The sequence below is a fragment of the Sphingomonas sp. genome (genome assembly GCF_050725575.1).
Taxonomy (GTDB): domain Bacteria; phylum Pseudomonadota; class Alphaproteobacteria; order Sphingomonadales; family Sphingomonadaceae; genus Sphingomonas.
In genome coordinates this window covers 22,108-40,872 of sequence record NZ_JBOHHW010000045.1, presented here as the reverse complement: position 1 = coordinate 40,872, position 18,765 = coordinate 22,108, and the positions used below count along the sequence as shown (strand labels likewise).

At 65.3% G+C, this 18,765-nt stretch carries 14 protein-coding genes and 1 other RNA gene; 8 read left to right on the top strand and 7 right to left on the bottom strand.

What is annotated here, in order from left to right:
• A partial coding sequence (locus ACRECS_RS22080; RefSeq protein WP_431585116.1) for an alpha-hydroxy-acid oxidizing protein occupies nt 1-402 on the top strand: 402 nt, incomplete at its 5' end.
• A 12-nt stretch (nt 403-414) separates the two neighbouring features.
• Nucleotides 415-1,482 carry an L-rhamnose/proton symporter RhaT gene (gene rhaT / locus ACRECS_RS22075; RefSeq protein ID WP_431585115.1) on the top strand — a complete coding sequence of 356 codons (1,068 nt, stop codon included), beginning with the start codon at nt 415-417 and terminating at the stop codon, nt 1,480-1,482.
• A 488-nt stretch (nt 1,483-1,970) separates the two neighbouring features.
• On the opposite strand, the gene nagE is transcribed toward rhaT, so the two are convergent.
• The 4 genes from nagE to ACRECS_RS22055 all read right to left on the bottom strand — a co-directional run bounded on the left by nagE (nt 1,971) and on the right by ACRECS_RS22055 (nt 11,214).
• Nucleotides 1,971-3,650, bottom strand: a complete 1,680-nt coding sequence (nagE, locus tag ACRECS_RS22070; protein WP_431585114.1) for an N-acetylglucosamine-specific PTS transporter subunit IIBC — start codon at nt 3,648-3,650, stop codon at nt 1,971-1,973.
• A complete protein-coding gene (gene ptsP / locus ACRECS_RS22065; RefSeq protein WP_431585113.1) occupies nt 3,650-6,109 on the bottom strand; it encodes a phosphoenolpyruvate--protein phosphotransferase in 2,460 nt (819 codons plus the stop codon). Before ptsP ends, nagE begins: the two co-directional genes overlap by 1 nt.
• A complete protein-coding gene (locus ACRECS_RS22060; RefSeq protein WP_431585112.1) occupies nt 6,106-8,355 on the bottom strand; it encodes a beta-N-acetylhexosaminidase in 2,250 nt (749 codons plus the stop codon). The genes ptsP and ACRECS_RS22060 overlap by 4 nt, the downstream gene beginning before the upstream one ends.
• Nucleotides 8,356-8,502: 147 nt before the next feature.
• Nucleotides 8,503-11,214: a TonB-dependent receptor gene (locus ACRECS_RS22055; protein ID WP_431585111.1), complete on the bottom strand. Its 2,712-nt coding sequence runs from the start codon at nt 11,212-11,214 to the stop codon at nt 8,503-8,505.
• A 238-nt stretch (nt 11,215-11,452) separates the two neighbouring features.
• Between ACRECS_RS22055 and ACRECS_RS22050 the strand changes: the two genes are divergently transcribed.
• The 3 genes from ACRECS_RS22050 to nagA are packed head-to-tail and all read left to right on the top strand — an operon-like array spanning nt 11,453 to nt 14,351.
• Nucleotides 11,453-12,193 (top strand): GntR family transcriptional regulator, encoded by a 741-nt coding sequence (locus ACRECS_RS22050; RefSeq protein ID WP_431585110.1) that lies wholly within the window; start codon nt 11,453-11,455, stop codon nt 12,191-12,193.
• Nucleotides 12,190-13,224 carry an SIS domain-containing protein gene (locus ACRECS_RS22045; RefSeq protein ID WP_431585109.1) on the top strand — a complete coding sequence of 345 codons (1,035 nt, stop codon included), beginning with the start codon at nt 12,190-12,192 and terminating at the stop codon, nt 13,222-13,224. The genes ACRECS_RS22050 and ACRECS_RS22045 overlap by 4 nt, the downstream gene beginning before the upstream one ends.
• The gene (gene nagA / locus ACRECS_RS22040; protein ID WP_431585108.1) at nt 13,224-14,351 is read left to right on the top strand and encodes an N-acetylglucosamine-6-phosphate deacetylase; all 1,128 of its coding nucleotides are present in this window, start codon (nt 13,224-13,226) and stop codon (nt 14,349-14,351) included. Before ACRECS_RS22045 ends, nagA begins: the two co-directional genes overlap by 1 nt.
• Nucleotides 14,352-14,380: 29 nt before the next feature.
• Here the strand turns inward: nagA and ACRECS_RS22035 are convergent, their stop codons facing one another.
• A complete protein-coding gene (locus tag ACRECS_RS22035; protein ID WP_431585107.1) occupies nt 14,381-16,192 on the bottom strand; it encodes a sulfatase-like hydrolase/transferase in 1,812 nt (603 codons plus the stop codon).
• A gap of 95 nt (nt 16,193-16,287) precedes the next feature.
• Here ACRECS_RS22035 and ACRECS_RS22030 point away from each other — a divergent pair, with 95 nt between their 5' ends.
• On the top strand, nt 16,288-16,677 hold the full coding sequence (locus ACRECS_RS22030) for a DUF4345 family protein (RefSeq protein WP_431585106.1): 390 nt from the start codon (nt 16,288-16,290) through the stop codon (nt 16,675-16,677).
• A gap of 61 nt (nt 16,678-16,738) precedes the next feature.
• Here the strand turns inward: ACRECS_RS22030 and ssrA are convergent.
• Nucleotides 16,739-17,086: a transfer-messenger RNA gene (ssrA, locus tag ACRECS_RS22025) on the bottom strand.
• 48 nt (nt 17,087-17,134) lie between these two features.
• On the opposite strand from ssrA, the gene ACRECS_RS22020 reads away from it, so the two are divergent.
• Nucleotides 17,135-17,566 (top strand): RrF2 family transcriptional regulator, encoded by a 432-nt coding sequence (locus tag ACRECS_RS22020; protein ID WP_431585105.1) that lies wholly within the window; start codon nt 17,135-17,137, stop codon nt 17,564-17,566.
• 80 nt (nt 17,567-17,646) lie between these two features.
• Here ACRECS_RS22020 and mscL read toward each other — a convergent pair whose 3' ends face one another.
• On the bottom strand, nt 17,647-18,075 hold the full coding sequence (mscL, locus tag ACRECS_RS22015) for a large conductance mechanosensitive channel protein MscL (RefSeq protein WP_431585104.1): 429 nt from the start codon (nt 18,073-18,075) through the stop codon (nt 17,647-17,649).
• Nucleotides 18,076-18,156: 81 nt separating this feature from the next.
• Here mscL and ACRECS_RS22010 point away from each other — a divergent pair, with 81 nt between their 5' ends.
• The gene (locus ACRECS_RS22010; protein ID WP_431585103.1) at nt 18,157-18,759 is read left to right on the top strand and encodes a LemA family protein; all 603 of its coding nucleotides are present in this window, start codon (nt 18,157-18,159) and stop codon (nt 18,757-18,759) included.
• The last annotated feature ends 6 nt before the right edge of the window (nt 18,760-18,765 follow it).

Genomic DNA, 18,765 nt, shown 5'->3' with positions numbered 1-18,765 from the left:
GGGCCGCTGATCATCAAGGGGCTGCTCGATGTCGAGGATGCGCGCGAGGCGGCCGCGCTCGGCGCGGACGGGATCGTCGTGTCGAACCATGGCGGACGGCAGCTCGACGGCGTGCCGTCGACCGCGCGCGCCCTGCCAGCAATTGCTGCAGCGGTCGGCGACCGGCTCACCGTGCTGGCCGATGGCGGTATCCGCTCGGGGCTCGATGTGGTGCGCATGCTGGCGCTCGGCGCGCGCGGCGTGCTGCTCGGCCGGGCCTGGGCCTATGCGCTGGCCGGTGGAGGCGAGCGCGGCGTCGCGCACATCCTCGACCTGGTCGCTGCCGAGATGCGCGTGGCGATGGCGCTGACCGGCGTCACCAGCATCGCGGCGATCACGCCCGATATTCTCGTCAAAGACTGAACGGAGGGGATGATGGACGGTAACCCGTTGCTGGGCGTGTTCTTTCACTGGATCGGGGGATTGTCCTCGGCCAGCTTCTACGTTCCCTATAAGCGCATCAAATCCTGGTCGTGGGAGATTTTCTGGCTGACCGGCGGCGTGTTCAGCTGGCTGATCATGCCCTGGCTGTTCGCCAGCCTGCAGACGCATGACCTGTTGGGCGTGATCGGCGCGGTGCCGCCTGAAACCCTGTTCTGGTGCTGGTTCTGGGGCGCGGGCTGGGGGCTTGGCGGGCTGACCTTCGGTCTCACCATGCGCTATCTCGGCTTGTCGCTGGGCATGGCGGTGGCGCTGGGGCTGACCACGGTGATTGGTACGCTTGGGCCGCCGATCTATAATAACACGCTGGGGGCACTGGCTGCGACGAACAGCGGGCAAGTGACCTTGCTCGGCATTGCCGTGGCGGTGATTGGCATCCTGGTCGTCGCGCGTGCCGGCCAGGCCAAGGAACGCGAGACGAGCGGCGGAGACGCGACGGTCGGCGTCGTCGAGTTCAATCTCAAGCGTGGCCTGGCCATCGCCTTGTTCTCCGGCGTGATGTCGAGCTGCTTTGCCTTTGGGCTCAAGGCGGGTGACCCGATCCGCGCGCTGACGCTGGCGGCGGGCACCGATCCGCTGTGGCAAGGCCTGCCGGTGCTGTGCATCGTGCTGCTTGGTGGTCTGACCACCAATCTGGTGTGGTGCCTGATCCTGATCCTGCGCAATGGCAGCGCCGGGGAATTTGTCGGCCGTGCCGCGAAGGGAGCGCCGGCCACAGCCGTGCCGTTGCGCGCCAATTATCTGCTCGCGGCGCTGGGCGGGACTTTGTGGTACTTCCAGTTCTTCTTCTACACGATGGGCGAGAGCCAGATGGGGCGCTTCGGCTTCTCGTCCTGGACGCTGCACATGGCGAGCATCATCCTGTTCTCGACCCTGTGGGGCTTTGCGCTCCGCGAATGGGCGTCGGCGAGTGCGGGCACGCGCAATCTCGTGCGGCTCGGCATCGCGATCCTGATCGCGTCGACGGTGATCATCGGGGTGGGTAACGCGCTGGCGACGTGAGGGCGTCGGGGCCCCGATTCGCTGCTGCTCATGCTGTAAATCGGCTGATATTTTTTTCGATGCTGTTAAGTTGGATTTTTGGCCGAAATTACTGACCGATTTTCAACAGCTTGAACCCGACCGATGCTGTTATTCAATAACAGCATCGGAACAGCGCATAACAGCATCGACGATTGCTGTTATGCGCCGGGAAAGCAGGCGAGGAACCAGTCCCCATTTTTCCAACAATGAGAAAGAGCGGGACGGGACGTCGTGAAGTCCTATCCGGCTCCACGCTGCCATGATCGGCAGGGAGGTTGAATCGATGTTGCGGCCGCCTCGAACGTTGAGCCACCCTGTTCGTCACCCGGCCTTGTTCCAGGGGCCACCGCGCCACGGCAATTTTCGCTCGGCGATTTCGCGACCCTGTAGACCACGGAAACAGGCCCCGGGGGTGACGATTCTGGTTCGTGAACTGACCTATCGCGGACGTTGGGGTGTAGGTGATTCTATTGGCCGACCAGCGCGTGGATCACGCCAGGCGAAACCTCGCTCCAGCCGCGCGGGGCGGCCTTGCTGATCGCCTCGTGCTGGATCGCGGCCGGATCGGCGACCCGGGCGCGGACACGGCCGGCACTGATCGACAATTCCAGGACATTCGCCGTGCCGCCGAATGCCGCGACCCATGCCGCATCCGGCGCGGCTGGCAGCGGCTCGGGCGCCGCTGACGCCGCGACCGGCGCCGCCGCCTGCGACAGTGCGCGCATCTCGCCCGCGACGCGATCGGCGATCGGGCCGAGCACGACCTGCAGCGCCGTGCCGCCGGGCCGCACCACGCCGCGCGCACCCAGTGCCTTGAGTGCCACCTCATCGACCCGCGCGGGATCGACCAGCTTTAGCCGCAGCCTGGTGGTGCAGGCATCGATCGACACCAGATTGGCCGACCCGCCCAGCGCACGGACGATCCCCACCGCCTGATCGTCCGACGATGACGCTGCGGTGCTGGCACCGGCAGGTTCGGTCTCGCGGCCCGGGGTCTTCAGGTTGAAGCGCCGGATGCAGTAGCGGAACGTGAAATAATAGATTGCGAAATAGACCGCCCCGATCGGGAACAGCATCAGCGGCCGGGTCGCCAGGCCATAGTTGAGCACATAGTCGAACAGTCCGGCGGAAAAGCCGAAGCCGAGCCGGACGCCAAGCGCATCCATCACCACCATCGCGACGCCGGTCAGCACGGCGTGCAGGACGTAGAGCATCGGCGCGAGGAACATGAAGGTGAATTCGATCGGCTCGGTCACGCCGGTCAGCAGCGAGGTGAGCGCGAGGCTGAGCAGCATGCCGCCGACTGCCTTGCGCCGGTCGGGCAGGGCCGAGCGGTACATGGCGAGGCAGGCGGCGGGCAGGCCGAACATCATCACTGGGAAATAGCCGCTCATGAACGCGCCCGCGCTCGGGTCGCGGGCGAAGAAGCGATTCAGGTCGCCGGTCGCGCCGTGATAATCGCCAATGATGAACCAGGCGATATTGTTGAGGATATGGTGCAGCCCGGTGATGATCAGCAGCCGGTTGAGCGCGCCATAGACGAACAGGCCGATCGGCCCGGCGCTGACCACCCAGCGGCTGAGCGTGTCGATCGCGCCTTCGAGGATCGGAAAGCCCAGCCCGAAGACTGCCGCGCCAATCAGCCCGGCGACCCCGGCGGCGATCGGCACGAAGCGGCGGCCGCCGAAAAAGGCGAGATAATCGGGCAGCTTGATCCCGGAATAGCGATTATAGAGCCAGCCCGAGACCAGCCCGGACAGGACACCGGCGGGGACGCTGAGCTTGGCCAGTTCCTTGGTCTTCCACGCCGCGGTGGCGAGATCGCGCGTCGCCCGGTCGGCGAATGCCGCGGTCACTTCGGGCGGGACGGCGAGCAGCACCTTGCCGCCCTCGACCGTGACGAGGAAGGCGACCGCACCGGCGAGGCCCGCCGCGCCGTTATTCTCGCGCGCCAGCCCGACCGCGATGCCGATCGCGAAAAGCAGGCCGAGATTGGAGAAGATCGCCTGGCCTGCCGCGGCGATGAAGGCGATGTTGAGCATGTCGGACTGGCCGAGGCGGAGCAGCAGCCCCGCCACCGGCAGCACGGCGACCGGCAGCATCAGCGCGCGGCCGAGCGGCTGGAGACGGTCGAGACCGAGGCGCATCAGGCGGCTCCTTCCAGCAGGGTTCGGACTTCAGCAGCAGTCGCTGCGGCGAGCGCGCGTTCGGCGAGCGCCTTGCAATCGGGCAAGGTCAGCTGCCGTACCACCGCCTTGAGCGCGGGGATGGCGGCGGGCGTCGCCGACAATTCGGTTACGCCGAGGCCGATCAGGATCGGTGCGGCAAGCGGGTCGGACGCAATGCCGCCGCACACGCCGAGCCAGCGGCCATGCGTCCTTGCGCCCTCGGCGGCACGCGCGATCAGGTGCAGCACCGCGGGGTGGAGCGCATCGACTTTCGCAGCGACCGCCGGATTGCCGCGATCGGCGGCGAGCGCATATTGCGTCAGGTCATTGCTGCCGATCGACAGGAAATCCGCGTCGCGCGCCAGGCTCGCGGCGAGCATCGCGGCGGCGGGGGTTTCGACCATCACGCCAAGCGGGACCGGCGTATCGATGCCGAGCGCGGCACGCGCGTCGTCGAGAATGGTGCGCGCGGCGGCAAGTTCGCCGGCATCGATCACCATCGGCAGCATGATCCGGCACTGCGCCGCCGGCACGCCGGCAAGAATCGCGCGAAACTGCTGCGCAAGCAGGTCGGGCCGCGCGAGCGAGAAGCGGATGCCGCGTGCGCCAAGCGCGGGATTGTCCTCATGCGGAAAGGGCAGATAGGCGACCGGCTTGTCGCCGCCGATATCGAGCGTGCGCACGATCAGCGGGCGGCCGCCGAGGCCGGCGGCGACCGCGGCATAGGCGGCGCGCTGTTCTTCTTCGTCGGGTGCGGACTCTCGATCGAGGAACAGGAATTCGGTGCGCAGCAGGCCGCAACCCTCGGCGCCGAGCGCGATGGCGCGCGCCGCCTCGGCGGCATTGGCGAGATTGGCGACGATTTCGATCCGCGTGCCATCGGCCATCACGCACAGGTCGAGTGCGGCGGCGGCCTCGGCGGCGACACGCGCAGTGCGCTGCGCAAGGCGGGCCGTCACGGCGTCGATCGTGGCGGTGTCGGGCGCGGGGTTGAGCGCGCCGCGATCGGCATCAAGCACGACCTGCTGCCCGTCGCTCAGCTCGAGGACCGCCGCGCCGGCGGCGACCAGCATCGGCAGGCCGGCCGACGCGGCGAGGATCGAGGCATGCGCGGTCGGGCCGCCGAACGCAGTGCAGATGCCGGCGATTCCCGCCTCGGCCAGCGGCGCGAAGTGCGACGGCAGTAATTCGTCGGCGACCAGGATCGCGCCCTTTGGCGGGATCGGCAGCGCCGCTTCGGTACCGGTGAGCAATGCGATCACCTGGCGCTCGATATCCTTCAGATCGGCAATGCGCTCGATCAGCAACCGGTCGCCGGTGGCGCGGATTGCCTCGGCATGACCACGGATCGCACCGCGCCAGGCAAAGCCAGCACTCTTGCCCTGCGCGATCAGGCCCTGGGCCGCGCCAAGCAGTTCCGGATCCTCGATCAGCGCGCGGTGCGCGGCGGCAATATCCGCGCCCGCCCCGGCTTTTCCATCGGCGGCGGCGAGCAGCGTGTTACGTGCAGCATCCAGCGCGGCGGTTTCGGCGGGGATTCCGCTGCCTCGCTCAGTGACCGCGACATCGCCGGGGCGGAACTGGAAGATCGGGCCGATCGCAAGACCCGGCGCGGCGCGGACGCCGTGGATCAGGCCATCGTCTGAAATAGCGGCAGTGGGCGCCGCCTGAGCCGCGGCGTGCGCCTCCTCGCCCATGCCCTGTTCGATCAGCGTGACGATGGCGGCGATCGCGGCGCGGGCGTCGGGGCCGCGTGCGCCGATCGCGATTTCATCGTCATGCCGGATGCCGGCCGACAGCAAGGCGACGATGCTGCGCGCATTGGCCGGGCGGCTGTGCGCGACGATCGTCACTTCAGCCGTGAACGGCTTCAGCGCGGCGACGATCCGCGCGGCGGGGCGGGCATGAATGCCATTGGCGAGCGGTACGCGGATCGTGCAATGCGCGGTGTCCTCGCCGAGATCGGTGGCCGCCGCGTCGCTTGCGACTGGCGCGATCTCGGCGATCGCGTCGCCGGCCGTCACGCTCGTATCGATCGCCAGCAAGGTCACCGCATAGCCGTCGCTGGTCACGGTGACCGGCGTGATCAGGCTCTTCGCCTGCGCTGCGACGGGATCGAGATCGACCAGCAGCAAGGGCTGGCCGAGGGTCACCGCCTCGCCGTCGCGCACCTGTGCGGTGAAGCCGTTCCCGGCCAGCGCGACGGTGTCCAGGCCGACATGGATCAGCAGCTCGGCATCATTGGCCAGCCGCAAAGTCACTGAATGCCGGGTCGGCGCGACCGCGATGACGGTCGCATCGCACGGCGCGCGGACCATGGCGTCAAGCGGGTCGATCGCGAAGCCGTCACCCATCATGCGGTCGGCAAAGACCGGGTCGGGTACCTGGTCGAGCGGCAATACCCAGCCGGTCATGGGCGCGTGCAGGCGGACGATCACGGGGCGGTCACAAGCTGCACCGCACTGATCGCCCAGAGCGGGTTCACGCCCTTTGCGGTATAGGTGATGCACAGGTCATGCGCGCCGCTCATCGGCTTGAGCGAGGCGGTCAGCCGCGTCACGCCAGGCCGCCGCGCGGCGGGCGCCAGCGGAAGCACGGCAAGCTTCGGCCCTTCGCAGCCATCGCGAATCTCGACTTCGCCGGCGGGCGTGGCGGGAGGACGGAAGCGGATCTTGTCCGCGTCATGGCCGATCTGGAAATTGAACGGAATCTGGCCGACATCAATTGCGATCGATCGCACCCCGTCCATCGGTGCGGCCTGATAGATCCAGCAGGGATTGCCGATATCGGTGAGGAACGCCGCGCGCGGGCCCTTTGCCGGCGCGTCATCGGCCAGGCGCAGCGCGATACCCGTAGTGCAGAGCTTGAGCTCGGTATCGTCGCGGCGGCGGACCGCCCTGGCATCGACATTGAGGTCGATTGCGCCGGGCTGCGCGGTGCCGTCGAGGACGCTGGCGACGCGCAGGCGGGTCGGCATCGCCAGGCTGAGCGGGGCGCCATAGAGCGGAGACGTGCCGCTGGGGGGCGTGCCGTCGATCGTATAGCGCAGCGGCAAGCCCGACTGGCCGGACAGGGTCACTCTGGCCTTCCTGCCATCAGGCGACAGCGTCGCGACCGGACGGAATACGGCCGCGCCCGGTTCAATGCCTAGCGCCGACAGCCGCGTCATTTGCGGGGCGAGGCGGCGGATGAAGTCGCCGAAATCGCTTGGCGCCTTCGACCAGCCGAGTTCGGCGATCGCCGCGCCGCGCGGGAAGATCGCCGCAGCGGCGGCGGCTTCAGTACGGGCATGCTCTGTCCATAAATTGCCCTGCACGCCCAGGATATGGCGTTGCTGCTCGGCCGGGATCGAGGCGGGTGCGGGGTCGAACGCATAGACCTGGGCCAGCGTGATCAGCTCGCCGCGCCCGGTTCCTTCGGCGGCGGTCACGCCCTGGCGGTGATTGAGATAGAGGATCGGCGCGGGTGACAGTACGGCGTCATGCCCGGCCTTGGCGGCGGCGACGGCGCCATCGATGCCGCGCCACGACATCACCGTTGCGTCCGGCGTGATGCCGCCGTCGAGGATCTCGTCCCAGCCGATCAGCCGCCGGTCATGCGCCGCGAGATAGCGGCCGATGCGCTGGACGAACCAGCTCTGCAACTTGTCCTCGCTGGTGATGCCGAGCGATTTCATCTGTACCTGGATTTTGGGCGAAGCCTTCCACTGGTCTTTCACCGCTTCGTCGCCGCCGACATGGATGTAACGCGACGGAAACAGCGTCATGACCTCGTCGAGCACGTTCTCGAGGAACGTGAAGGTCGGCTCGTCGGTATTGTAGAGCCAGGGAAAGACGCCCCAGTCGCTCTCCACGCCCTTGGGCAGCGGCACGCCCATGCCGAGGCCGGGATAAGCACGGATTGCGCTCAGCGCATGGCCGGGCATTTCGATCTCGGGCACCACAGTGATGCCGCGCTTGCCGGCATAGGCGACGATCTCGCGAATCTGTTCTTGCGTGTAGAAGCCGCCGATGCGCGGCAGCGGCGGTGCGCCGGGCGCGGTTGCGGGAAGGCGCCAGGCGCTGACCCCGGTCAGCCGGGGATATTTCTTGATCTCGATGCGCCAACCCTGATCGTCGACCAGGTGCCAGTGGAATGTGTTGAGCTTGTTCGCCGCCATCGTGTCGAGCAGGCGCTTGACGAATTCGGGCGACTGGAAATGCCGCGCGCTGTCGAGCATCAGCCCGCGCCAGCGGAAGCGCGGTGCATCGGTGATGACGACGGCGGGAATGAAGGTGCCGGCCGTGCCGGGGCGGGCGAGCTGCCACAATGTCACCGCGCCGTAGAGCAGGCCGGCATCGTCGCTCGCGCTGATCGTCGCGCCGCTGGATGAGGTGATGAGGCGATAGCCTTCGGCGGCGATGCCGGGCACCCGCTCGAAGCGGATCGTGCCGCCGGGCTTGATGCTGAGATTTGGCCCGCCGGTGCGCGGCAGAAGTTCGGCCAGGCGATCGGCGGCGTTGCGCGCGCCGGCATCGCCGGACGGGATGGCGATGCCGCTGGTCGCGGTCAGCGTGAAGCCGCCCTCAGCGGTGGTCAGCGATTGCGGTGCGGGGAGCAGGGCGACCGGCTGCGCGATGGCGCCGGGGATGAAGGTCAAGGCCCCGGCCAACAGCGCGGGCAACAAGCAGCTGGTATGTCTCAAGCGTCTGCTCCCGGAATCGATGAAGGCCAAGCTTAGGCGGTTTCGTCCGCCGCTCAATCGCCGCTGCACGGCCATATCACGCAGGCAAAAGAAAGGGCGGCGGGGAAACCAGGTTTCCGAATCCGCCGCCCGGTCTTCCTATATGGATCAGTAGTTGACGTTGACCGTGGCCAGGAACTTGCGCCCGCTCTTGTACACACCGCGTGGCAGGCTCGGCGTATTGGCATAGGCATAATATTGGCTGTCGGTCAGGTTCATCCCTGACAGGGTCAGCCCGACATTCTTCGTGAAATTATATGTCGCCGACGCATCGACATTGTCGGTGGCGCGGACATACATCTGATCGCCGCGATCGATCGCAGTGAAATATTTCGACCGCCAGGTATAGGTTGCCCGCAGCGCGACCGGACCACGCTCGAAAAATGGGCTGAGGCTAACCTGATGCCGTGAATTGTAAGGCAAATCGGCACCGTTCCTCCCCTTGGCGTCGGAATAGGTGTAATTCGCCAGGATGCCGAGGCCGAGTGCCAGACTCTGCTGATAAGCGACGGCGAAGCCTTTCACATTGGCCGAGCCGGCATTGTACGGACGGCTGATCTGATAGGTTGTGACCCGGTTTTGCGACAGGTTGAAATATTGCTCAGGCGCGGTCTGCTTCAGGATATAGTCGCTGATATGCTTGAAGAATATCTCACCCGACACGATTGCCCGCGGCGCGAAATAATATTCGAGCGAGGCGTTGAAATTGTCCGATCGATACGGTTTGAGATTGGGATTGCCGCCCTCGCCGGTCAGGATCTGATCCGATAGCCAGAAGAAATTGGTCATGTCGGCATAATTCGGCCGTGCGATGACTTGCGCCCCGGCAACGCGGAATATCAGGTCCTTCTGCAGATCGGCAATGAGATTGAAGCTCGGCAGCACATTTTCATAGCTGCGGCTCGTCTTCTGCCAGACCCAGTTGGACGGTGCGTTGCACGGCGTGCCGGATGTGCAGACAAACCCGGCGCTGTCAGTGCCGGTCTTGGCATAACGCACGCCGAAATTGCCACGGAGCCAACCGGCGTCGAAGTCGACCTGGCCATAGGCCGCGTTGATCGTCTCATCGATCTGCCAGTTGCCGGCGGCGAACTCCGGCGCCGCGAAGGGCGACGGCGTCGGGAAGGGCGCGCCGGACGGCAGCCATTTGCCGCTGTTGATATAATTGACCATTGTCGGGCCATCGATGTGAAAGCGGCCAGTCATCTGATCATTCACGCCGTTAAAGCCGGACAGATAATTGTCGCGCACCTGGCGCGGATCAAACAGGGATGCGGATGCCGCCACACCGGCAATGGTGACGCCGGCATAATTCTGAGCCGCGGTATGTTTGCGATATTTATAGCCGAACGCGAGGCGCTTGATTGCGCCGTCGAAGTTAAAGCCGAGATCGGCCTGGCCGTAGCGCTCCTTGTCGCTGGTCGGCTTGTCGACCATGTTGCCGCCCCAGCCCGGATCGGTGGTGAACGCGGCCGGATTGCCCTGCACATTGCCGGTATAGCTGAGGACGCCGGGTGATTTGGGCGCACCGCTGAGATCCACGCTATAGTCGGCCCAGTTGAGGAATTCGAGGAAGACCTGGCGCTTGGTGCCGCCATCGGCTTTGGAATAACCGCCCTCGACATTCAGATCCCAGCTGCCGCCATCCCATTTGGCGCTGCCGTGATAGGTGTTCGAATGCATCTCCGCGGTGCGATATTGTGCGTCGAGCACGCTCAGCGCGTTTTTCATCGTCACCTTGGTGACGATGCCGTCCCTCACCTCGATCCCGCTCAGCGCGCCCGCGCTGTTCCAGGTATTGCCCTGGAAGGCGTACATCGACTGATTGAGGTTGTTATAGGTGGCGTCGATCTTGAGCCAGTCGAACCCGAGGGTCAGCTGGTCGACCGGCTTGAACTGTATTCCGGCCGAATAGGTCAGGCGCTCGCGGTCCTGTTCGAAATAGGAGGTGCCGAACGCATTCGGGCTCTTGGCGCCGGGATTGGCGGTCAGAGTGGTGGCGCAAGCGCCGGTGCAGTTGTTGTTGCGCGAATCCGCCCCGGCATCGTTCTTGCCGGCCCAGAAGTCGGCGGTGATCGTGCCATAGGTTTCCAGGCCGTCGCGGCGCAGCCGATCCTTGGCGCGCTGGAACGAGGCGATGATGCCGATGGTGCCGGCCTCATTGTGCCAGCTGACCAGCGCCGACCCCTGGACATCGCCCTTTTTGGAACGGTCGTTGAACAGATAGCCGAGCGAGCCGGCGATGGTGAACGGCTTCAAGTCCAGCGGCTTGCGGGTGGTGACGTTGACGGTGCCGCCGATCGACCCCTCGTCGATGCGCGGTTCGGGTGATTTATAGATATCGACGCGTCCGACAAGTTGCGGCGCGAGCAACGCATAGTTGAATGTACGGCCCGGCGAATCGAGGATGAACCAGTCAGCGGAGGCGACCGTCTGGCCGTTGAGCAACGTGCGGTTGAGCGCGGGGTCGGTGCCGAGGATCGAGACCTTCTCGCCCTGGCCGAATTGACGATCGACGGTGACACCGGGAACCAGCGTCAGCGCCTCGGCGACATTGTTGTTGGGAAACTTGCCGACATCCTCGGCCGAAACCGAATCGATGATCGCGCTGGCGTCGCGCTTGGCGTTGATCGATGCTTCCAGCGAAGCGCGAAAACCGGTGACAACAATGTCGTCACTGTTTTCCGTCTCGCTCTGGGATGCCGCGGCACTTGACGCGTCGACGGTCTGTGCCTGCTGTGTCTGAATATCCTGCGCCTGGGCAGTCGCGGCCAATGCGAACGAACTCACCGATGCTGCCAGAAGTCGTATAACGGTCATTGCCGATCTCCCCATGCCCTTGCCCTGATTCGATCTGACGGTGCCAATTGACTACCAATCACAGACCAATTCACAGAACATGTTTCATACCAATGACAGCGTCAAGCATCTTTTTTGCAGGATGGCATCCAAAATGGTCATTTTGTTGTGGAAACTGGTATTTAATTGGTCTTATAAGGATCCGTGCCGGCGAGACATGGCGTCGGGATATGGGCCAGAGAGTGGGGATGCTTAGCTTATGAATCTGGCCGAAAAGATCGGCGTGCTGGACGACAGCGTCCGGGCCCCGCTCTACCAGCAGATGCAGGATGCGTTGCGCCGCGGGATCGAGGGAGGCGCGCTCAAGCCGCAGGAAGCATTGCCGCCGGAACGCGATATCGCGACCGAATTCGGCATTTCGCGAATCACCGTGCGCAAGGCGATCGACGGGCTGGTCGCCGATGGCATGCTGACCCGGCGCCAGGGTGCGGGCACTTTTGTCGGCGGGCGGGTGGAGAAGCAATTCTCCAAGCTCACTTCCTTCTCCGAGGACATGGCGGCGCGCGGCCGCACCTCGCGCAGCGAATGGATCACGCAGGCCGAGGGAGCGGTGAATTCGGACGAATCGCTGACGCTCGGGCTGAGCCCCGGATCGCGGGTGTTCCGCTTCCACCGCATCCGCTACGCCGACGAACAGCCGATGGCGCTGGAATATTCGACCATACCGGGCTTCGGCCTGCCCGGGCTCGATATGGTCGGCGTGTCGCTCTATGCTGCGCTTGAAGCCGCCGGGCATCGTCCGGTGCGCGCGCTGCAGCGGTTGCGTGCGGTGCTGTTCAACGCCGAGCAGGCGAAACTGCTCGAAATCCAGGCCGGCGCGCCGGGGCTGTTCATCGAACGGCGCAGCTTCCTCGAGGACGGGCGCGCGATCGAGACGACGCACAGCTGGTATCGTGGCGACGCGTATGATTTTGTTGCAGAGTTGAACGCGCTGGCATGACGATCCTCCCCGACTCGACATTGATGTTCGCCGAAGCCGCCGAGGCGAGCGCGGTGGTCGCGCGGCAGCGGGCTGCGAATGTGGCGGTGATCGCTGCGCTGGCGACTCGGCTCCGCGCCAAACCCCCGCGTGCGGTCTCGACCTGCGCGCGCGGCAGTTCCGACCATGCGGCGACCTTTGCCAAATATCTCATCGAAACGGTGGTCGGCGTGCCGGTGACTTCGGCGGCGCCGTCGATCAGCTCGGTCTATCATGCACAGCAGCAGCTCGACGACACGCTGCTGCTCGCCATTTCGCAGTCGGGGCGTAGCCCGGATCTGCTCAGCGTGGTCGAGGCCGGGCGTGCGGGCGGCGCCTATCTGGCGGCGATGGTCAATGATGCGACTTCGCCGCTCGCCGAACTGGCCGATGCGCCCCTGCCGCTTCGGGCCGGACCCGAGCGCAGCGTGGCGGCGACCAAAAGCTATATCGCCGCGCTGGCCGCGATCCTCGATCTCGTCTCGGCCTGGGCCGAAGATGCCGAACTCTCGGCCGCGCTCGATGCCGCACCGGCTTTGCTCGCGCAGTCCTGGCAAGCGGACTGGACGCCGCTGGTCGACGGGCTGGCCGAGTCGCGCGGCCTTTATGTGATCGGGCGCGGGCTCGGGCTCGGCATCGCGCAGGAAGCGGCGCTGAAGTTCAAGGAAACCTGCGGCCTGCATGCCGAGGCGTTCAGCGCGGCCGAGGTGCGGCATGGGCCGATGGCGCTGGTCGGCCCGGATTTCCCGTTGCTCGTGTTCCGCCAGGACGACGAGACCGGTAAGGGCGTCGATGCGCTGGTCGCCGAAGCGGTGTCGCGCGGTGGTACGGTATTCTGCGCCGGGATCGAGATTGCCGGTGCGGTCACCCTGCCCTCGGTCAATGCACCGTCGGCGATCCAGCCGATGCTGCAGATCCAGTCCTTCTACCGTGCGGTCAATGCGCTCTCCGTGCGGCGCGGCCATGATCCGGATCGCCCGCCCAATCTTCGCAAAGTGACCGAAACCGTCTGATGCCGATCGCATTCTTCAACTGCCGCACCCTGATCGACGAGGCGCTGGTGGCCGGCCTGGCGGTGATCGTCGAGGGCGCGCATATCGTCGCCATCGTTCCCGAGGCCGAGATACCGGCATCGGCCGAGCGCCATGATCTGGGCGGCGCCATCCTCGCGCCGGGCTTTATCGATACGCAAGTCAATGGCGGCGGCGGCGTGCTGTTCAACGATGCGCCGACGGTCGAGACGATCGCGACGATCGGCGCAGCGCATCGCCGCTTCGGCACCACAGGGTTCCTGCCGACATTGATCAGCGACGATCTCGCCACGGTGCGCGACGGCGTGCGCGCGGTCGATGCGGCGATCGAAGCAGGCGTGCCCGGCGTGCTCGGCATCCATATCGAGGGCCCGTTCCTCAATATCGATCGCAAGGGCATTCATGACCCCGACAAGATCATCGTCCTGGATGAGGACGGATTTGCGACCGTCACCGGGCTGACGCGCGGCCGCACCCTGGTCACGCTGGCGCCCGAAAAGACCTCGCCGGCGATGATCGCGCGGCTCGTCGCGGCGGGCGTGATCGTCGCGGCGGGGCATACCGATGGCAGCTATGACGATATCCGCGCCGCGCTCGACCATGGGCTGACCGGCTTCACCCACCTGTTCAACGCGATGTCGCCGCTGACCTCGCGCGAGCCCGGCGCGGTCGGCGCTGCGCTTGACGACCGGGGTTCGTGGTGCGGGCTGATCGTCGACGGGCGGCATGTCCATCCCGCGACGATGCGCGTCGCGCTGCGTGCCAAGCAGGACCGGATCATGCTGGTGACCGATGCGATGCCGAGCGTCGGGCAGGTCGACAAGAGCTTCATCCTGCAGGGCCACCGTGTCGAGGTGATTGACGGGGTGTGCGTCAATGATGATGGCACGCTCGCCGGATCGGACCTCGATATGGCGCAAACGGTGCGCAACACGCGCGACATGATCGGCACGACCCTCGCCGAGGCGCTGATCATGGCGAGCCGCAATCCCGCCGATTTCCTGGGACTCGCGGCAAGCCATGGGCGGATCGCGGTCGGCGCGCGCGCCGATCTGGTTGCGCTGAGCGAAGAGGGTCAGCCACTCGCAACCTGGATCGGCGGACGGTAGAGCTCAGGCCGCCAGTGTGTCGAAGGCGTTCATCGATTTCGTGCGCGGCAGCGCCTGACCAACCAGTAGAGCCCACCGCCCAGGCTCGCCAGGATCAGCAGCAGCCATGGCACGGCCCGCCTGATCTTCGGCAACGCGGTGTGGCGGAAGGCATTGTCGTTGATTTGCTGATCGGCGGTATAGCCGGCGGGCATCGGCAGCACCTGGTCGCGCGCGGCAAAGGCGCGGTAATCGGCCTGCATCGCCTGGAATCGCGCCGGGTCGGCCCGGGCGAGGTCGCGCGTTTCGCCCGGGTCATGCGCGATGTCGAATAATTGCCAACGCCCGTCGCCGCCTGGCGGCAGGTTGCGGACGAGTTTGTAGTCGCCGCGGAACAGCGCGGCATTGCCTGACAGTTCATAGCCGAGCGGCTGGTCGCGCAGTGGCGCGGCCTGCCCCGCGAGGATCGGCATCAGGTTGGTGCCGGTCATCGGCTCGACCGCCCGGCCGCGATAGCGCGGTCCCTGGGGTCCGAGTCCGGCCAGCGCGAGCAGGGTCGGCGGCAGATCGGTGACATAGGTGAAGCTGCCGGCGATCCGGCCCGGCCTGATCGCCGGATTGCCGGGCCAGGCAATGATCAGCGGCACGCGCAGCCCGCCCTCGTAAGCGGTAAACTTATACCCGTTGAGTGGCGCCGCCGCGGCGCTGGCCCAGCTCGCGCCGAGATAGGTCATCGTGCCGCGCTGCCCGGCATGCGCGGGGTCGAAGTCGTAATAGGTGCCAAGCACCAGCCGGTTGAGCAGCCGGTTGCGCGGATCGGTCGGTTCGGGCCCATTGTCCGACAGGAAGACGAAGACGGTATTGTCATACTCGCCAGTCGCTTTGAGGTGTGCGACCAACCGCCCGATCTCATGATCCGCCGCCTCGGCCATCGCGCCATAGGCGGCCATGGCGCGGGCCTGGGCGGTGCGATCGGCCAGCGTCAGCGCGGCCCAGTCCTTCGTGTCGGCCATCGTCGCCATCGGCGTGGCTGGCATGATGCCGAGATCGATCGCGCGCTGGCGCCGCGCCGCGCGCACCGCGCTCCACCCGCCGCGATAGGCCTGGGCATAACGCGCGATATAGGCGTCGGGCGCCTGGACCGGGATATGATTGGCGAGGAAGTTGATCGAAGCGAAGAACGGCTTGCCCGTGTCGCGGCCGCCATCGATATACTCGATCGCCTTGTCGACCACGAAGGTCGATGAATAATAGCCCTTGGGCAAGGCGGCGGGCATGCCATTCTCGGTCCAGTCGGCCTTGTCGTACAGGCCGTGGATCGGCTTATCCTCGAAATTGTCCGCGCCGGCATCGGCCAGCGCAAAGGCGCGGTCATAGCCGCGCGCGTGCGGCAATTTGGCCGGGGTCCGGCCGAGATGCCATTTGCCGGTGAAATAGGTGCGGTACTTCGCGTTATGGAGCAGCTGTGCGATCGTCACCACGCGGTCGTTCAACACCGTGTCATAGCCGGGCTTGCCGATATGGGCGGGCGGGATCGTCTCGGGCATATTGCCCAGCCCCGCGCGGTGATTGCCGACCCCGGTCTGCAGCATTGCGCGCGTGGGCGAACAGGATCCGGCGACATGAAAATTGCTGAACCGCACGCCTTTGGCGGCGAGGTCGTCGATATTGGGGGTGCGGATCTCGCTGCCGAAGCTGCCGACATCGCTAAAGCCCCAGTCGTCGGCGAGCAGCAGGACGATATTGGGCGGCTTTGGCGGGGCTGGCGGTGTGCGCGGCGCCGGTGCGGCCGCTGTCAGGCCTATGCCGGCAATGAACTGGAGGGCGACGGATGCGATCAACGCCCTGGTGCGCTTTTTCATCCCGCTCCCCGCTATTTTGTCCTAGACTTAGCATGAGGCAATAAATCGGCACTAGCAATGCCATAATATCGCACAAGCCTTATGGAGATGACGGGATGAAGCAGGCAATTCGCGCGGCCGTGATGCTGGTCGGGCTGTTCAACCTCGTGCTGGGCTTCGCTTTCCTGATCAGGCCGGCCGACATGGCGGGAAAATTCTTCGTTGCCGCGCACGGAGTCCAGGGGCTCGCGACGATCCGCGCCGATTTCACCGCCCTGTTCGTAACGGGCGGGCTGTTCGCGCTGTACGGTGCCTGGAATCGCCGCGCCGCGCCGCTGGCGGTGCCGATCATCATGTTCGCGATCGGGCTGACCGGGCGCTGCGTCACCATTATCGCGGACGGGGCCGTCCCGACCAGCGTCACGCCGATGATTGTCGAGGCAGTGATGATCGCCGTGCTGATCCTGGGCACGCGCGCCTTCGCCACACGGCAATGGGGCCGATAGGAGAGGCCAGATAGGAGAAGGAAGTGGGGGGCTTCTGTTGCCCGGTGCCCCCCGTACCGCTGGTTTCCGCTTCTGTTGCCCGGTGCGGTCCGAACCGCGCTTTCGTCCTTAGTAAACTAGTCCGTGAGGACCGGTTTACGCGGCAATCGCGAGTGCTTCGTTATCGTTAGCACTTGTGGTTTTGAGCCTTGAACGGGTTACTCAGCCCGGGCAAAAACAGCGCCTTTGAACACACGTCGATCCTGCTTCGGCCCCGTCATGACCGGTCCTGAAAGGGCCGGTTGTGGTGGAGCCGCCGGGTACTGCCCCCGGGTCCGTTGCGTCTATTATACGCCGCCATTTATCACCATAGTCTCCGGCGAACCTTCGACTCCGCCAATATAGGGCGTTAGAATCCAAAGAAAAGCCCGGCTGGGCCTTTCGCTCGCCACAAATCGGGTGCATGGACTATAGTATCATGTTGACTCAGCGTTCCCGTTACGCGCTTCGCGCCATGCTCTTTCTCGCTGAAGCCCCTGCCGGGGGGCCGCCGATCCCGATGAACCGGATCGCGGCCGCAGCCAATGTCCCACGCAAGTTCCTCGAACTGATCCTCGCCGACTTGCGCGAGGCGGGTTTCCTGCACAGCCATCGCGGCAAGATGGGCGGCTATTGCCTGTCGCGCCCGACGCACCTGATTTCGCTCGGCGAGATCATCCGTGTGATCGAAGGGCCGCTTGCGCTGGTGCCATGCGTCAGCCGCACCGCGTATCGCCCGTGCAAGGATTGCAAGGACGAGACGAGCTGCGCGATCCGCATCGCGATGGCGCGGGTCCGCGACGAAACCGCGCGGATCCTCGACGGTACGAGCCTCGCCGATGCGGTCGCCGAGGATCTCGCGGCGGCTTGAGGCTGCATTAGATCAAATGTCAGCTTCTCCTTCTCCCCTCCCATAAAAGGAGGGGCAAGAAGGAGATTTGGCAGACAGGGTTAAACCGACTTCTTCTTCAACTCGTCCCTGATTTCACGCAGCAGTGCGATATCGGCCGGCTCGGCCGCAGGCGCTTCGTCGGGCCTGGGCATCAGCCGGTTCACCGCACGGATCAGCATGAAGATGATGAAGGCGAGGATCAGGAAATTGACCGCCGCGGTGATGAACGCGCCATAGCCGAACACCGAAACGCCGGCCTTTTTCAGCGCGGCATAATCGGATGATCCCACCAGCGCGTCGGGCACTTTGCCCAGCACGACGAAATAGCTGGAGAAATCGAGACCGCCGAAGATCTTGCCGATCACCGGCATGATCAGATCGTCGGTCAACGAGGTGACGATCTTGCCGAACGCCGCGCCGATGATGACCGCGACGGCGAGGTCGAGCACGTTGCCGCGGGCGATGAATGCCTTGAACTCCTTGAACACGGTGCACCTCCATCCGATTTAGCTTCCGCCCGGCAAGGCTAGTCGAGTATGATGGCGGCGCAAGGGCTGGAGAGATTTATCATGACGTTTCGTGTCCCTATCACTTTCGGCGCCACCATTGGTCTGGCCGTGATGTTGGCCGGCTGCGGGATCAATAGCGTTCCGACGGCGGAGGAGAATGTGAAGGCGAAGTGGGCCGATGTGCAGGCCGACTATCAGCGCCGCAGCGATACCATCCCCAATATCGTCGCAACGGTCAAAGGCGGCTCGGCCTCCGAGGGCAAGATCCTGACCGATGTGATCGAGGCGCGATCCAAAGCGACGTCAGTCCAGGTGACCGCGGATCAGCTGACGGATCCGGCCAAGGTTGCGCAGTTTCAGGCAGCCCAGGGTGCGGTGACGGGCTCGCTCAGCCGTTTGCTGGCAACTGTCGAGGCGTATCCCGATCTCAAGAGCCAGGAGAATTACCGCACCCTGATTCGTGAGATCGAGGGCAGCAACAGCCGCATCAAGAACAGCGTGCGCGATTACAACGTCGCGGTGCAGGCTTATAACACCCGCATCCGTACCTTCCCCGACGCGATCGGCGCGAAGATTTTCTATGGTGCCAAGCCGATCGTTCCGTTCCAGGCGGCACCCGGCGCGGAAGCCAACCCGACGGTCGATTTCGGGAACACCAACTGACGCCCG

What these genes read in the sequence shown, in the direction of transcription:
- rhaT (WP_431585115.1), top strand. Translation starts at nt 415, where the DNA reads ATGGACGGTAACCCGTTGCTGGGCGTGTTCTTTCACTGGATCGGGGGA.
- nagE (WP_431585114.1), bottom strand. Translation starts at nt 3,650, where the DNA reads ATGCGCCTCGGTCTCGACCGTCTCCAGCCGCTCGGCCGCGCGCTGATG.
- ACRECS_RS22055 (WP_431585111.1), bottom strand. Translation starts at nt 11,214, where the DNA reads ATGACCGTTATACGACTTCTGGCAGCATCGGTGAGTTCGTTCGCATTG.
- ACRECS_RS22050 (WP_431585110.1), top strand. Translation starts at nt 11,453, where the DNA reads ATGAATCTGGCCGAAAAGATCGGCGTGCTGGACGACAGCGTCCGGGCC.
- ACRECS_RS22045 (WP_431585109.1), top strand. Translation starts at nt 12,190, where the DNA reads ATGACGATCCTCCCCGACTCGACATTGATGTTCGCCGAAGCCGCCGAG.
- nagA (WP_431585108.1), top strand. Translation starts at nt 13,224, where the DNA reads ATGCCGATCGCATTCTTCAACTGCCGCACCCTGATCGACGAGGCGCTG.
- ACRECS_RS22035 (WP_431585107.1), bottom strand. Translation starts at nt 16,192, where the DNA reads ATGAAAAAGCGCACCAGGGCGTTGATCGCATCCGTCGCCCTCCAGTTC.
- ACRECS_RS22030 (WP_431585106.1), top strand. Translation starts at nt 16,288, where the DNA reads ATGAAGCAGGCAATTCGCGCGGCCGTGATGCTGGTCGGGCTGTTCAAC.
- ACRECS_RS22020 (WP_431585105.1), top strand. Translation starts at nt 17,135, where the DNA reads ATGTTGACTCAGCGTTCCCGTTACGCGCTTCGCGCCATGCTCTTTCTC.
- ACRECS_RS22010 (WP_431585103.1), top strand. Translation starts at nt 18,157, where the DNA reads ATGACGTTTCGTGTCCCTATCACTTTCGGCGCCACCATTGGTCTGGCC.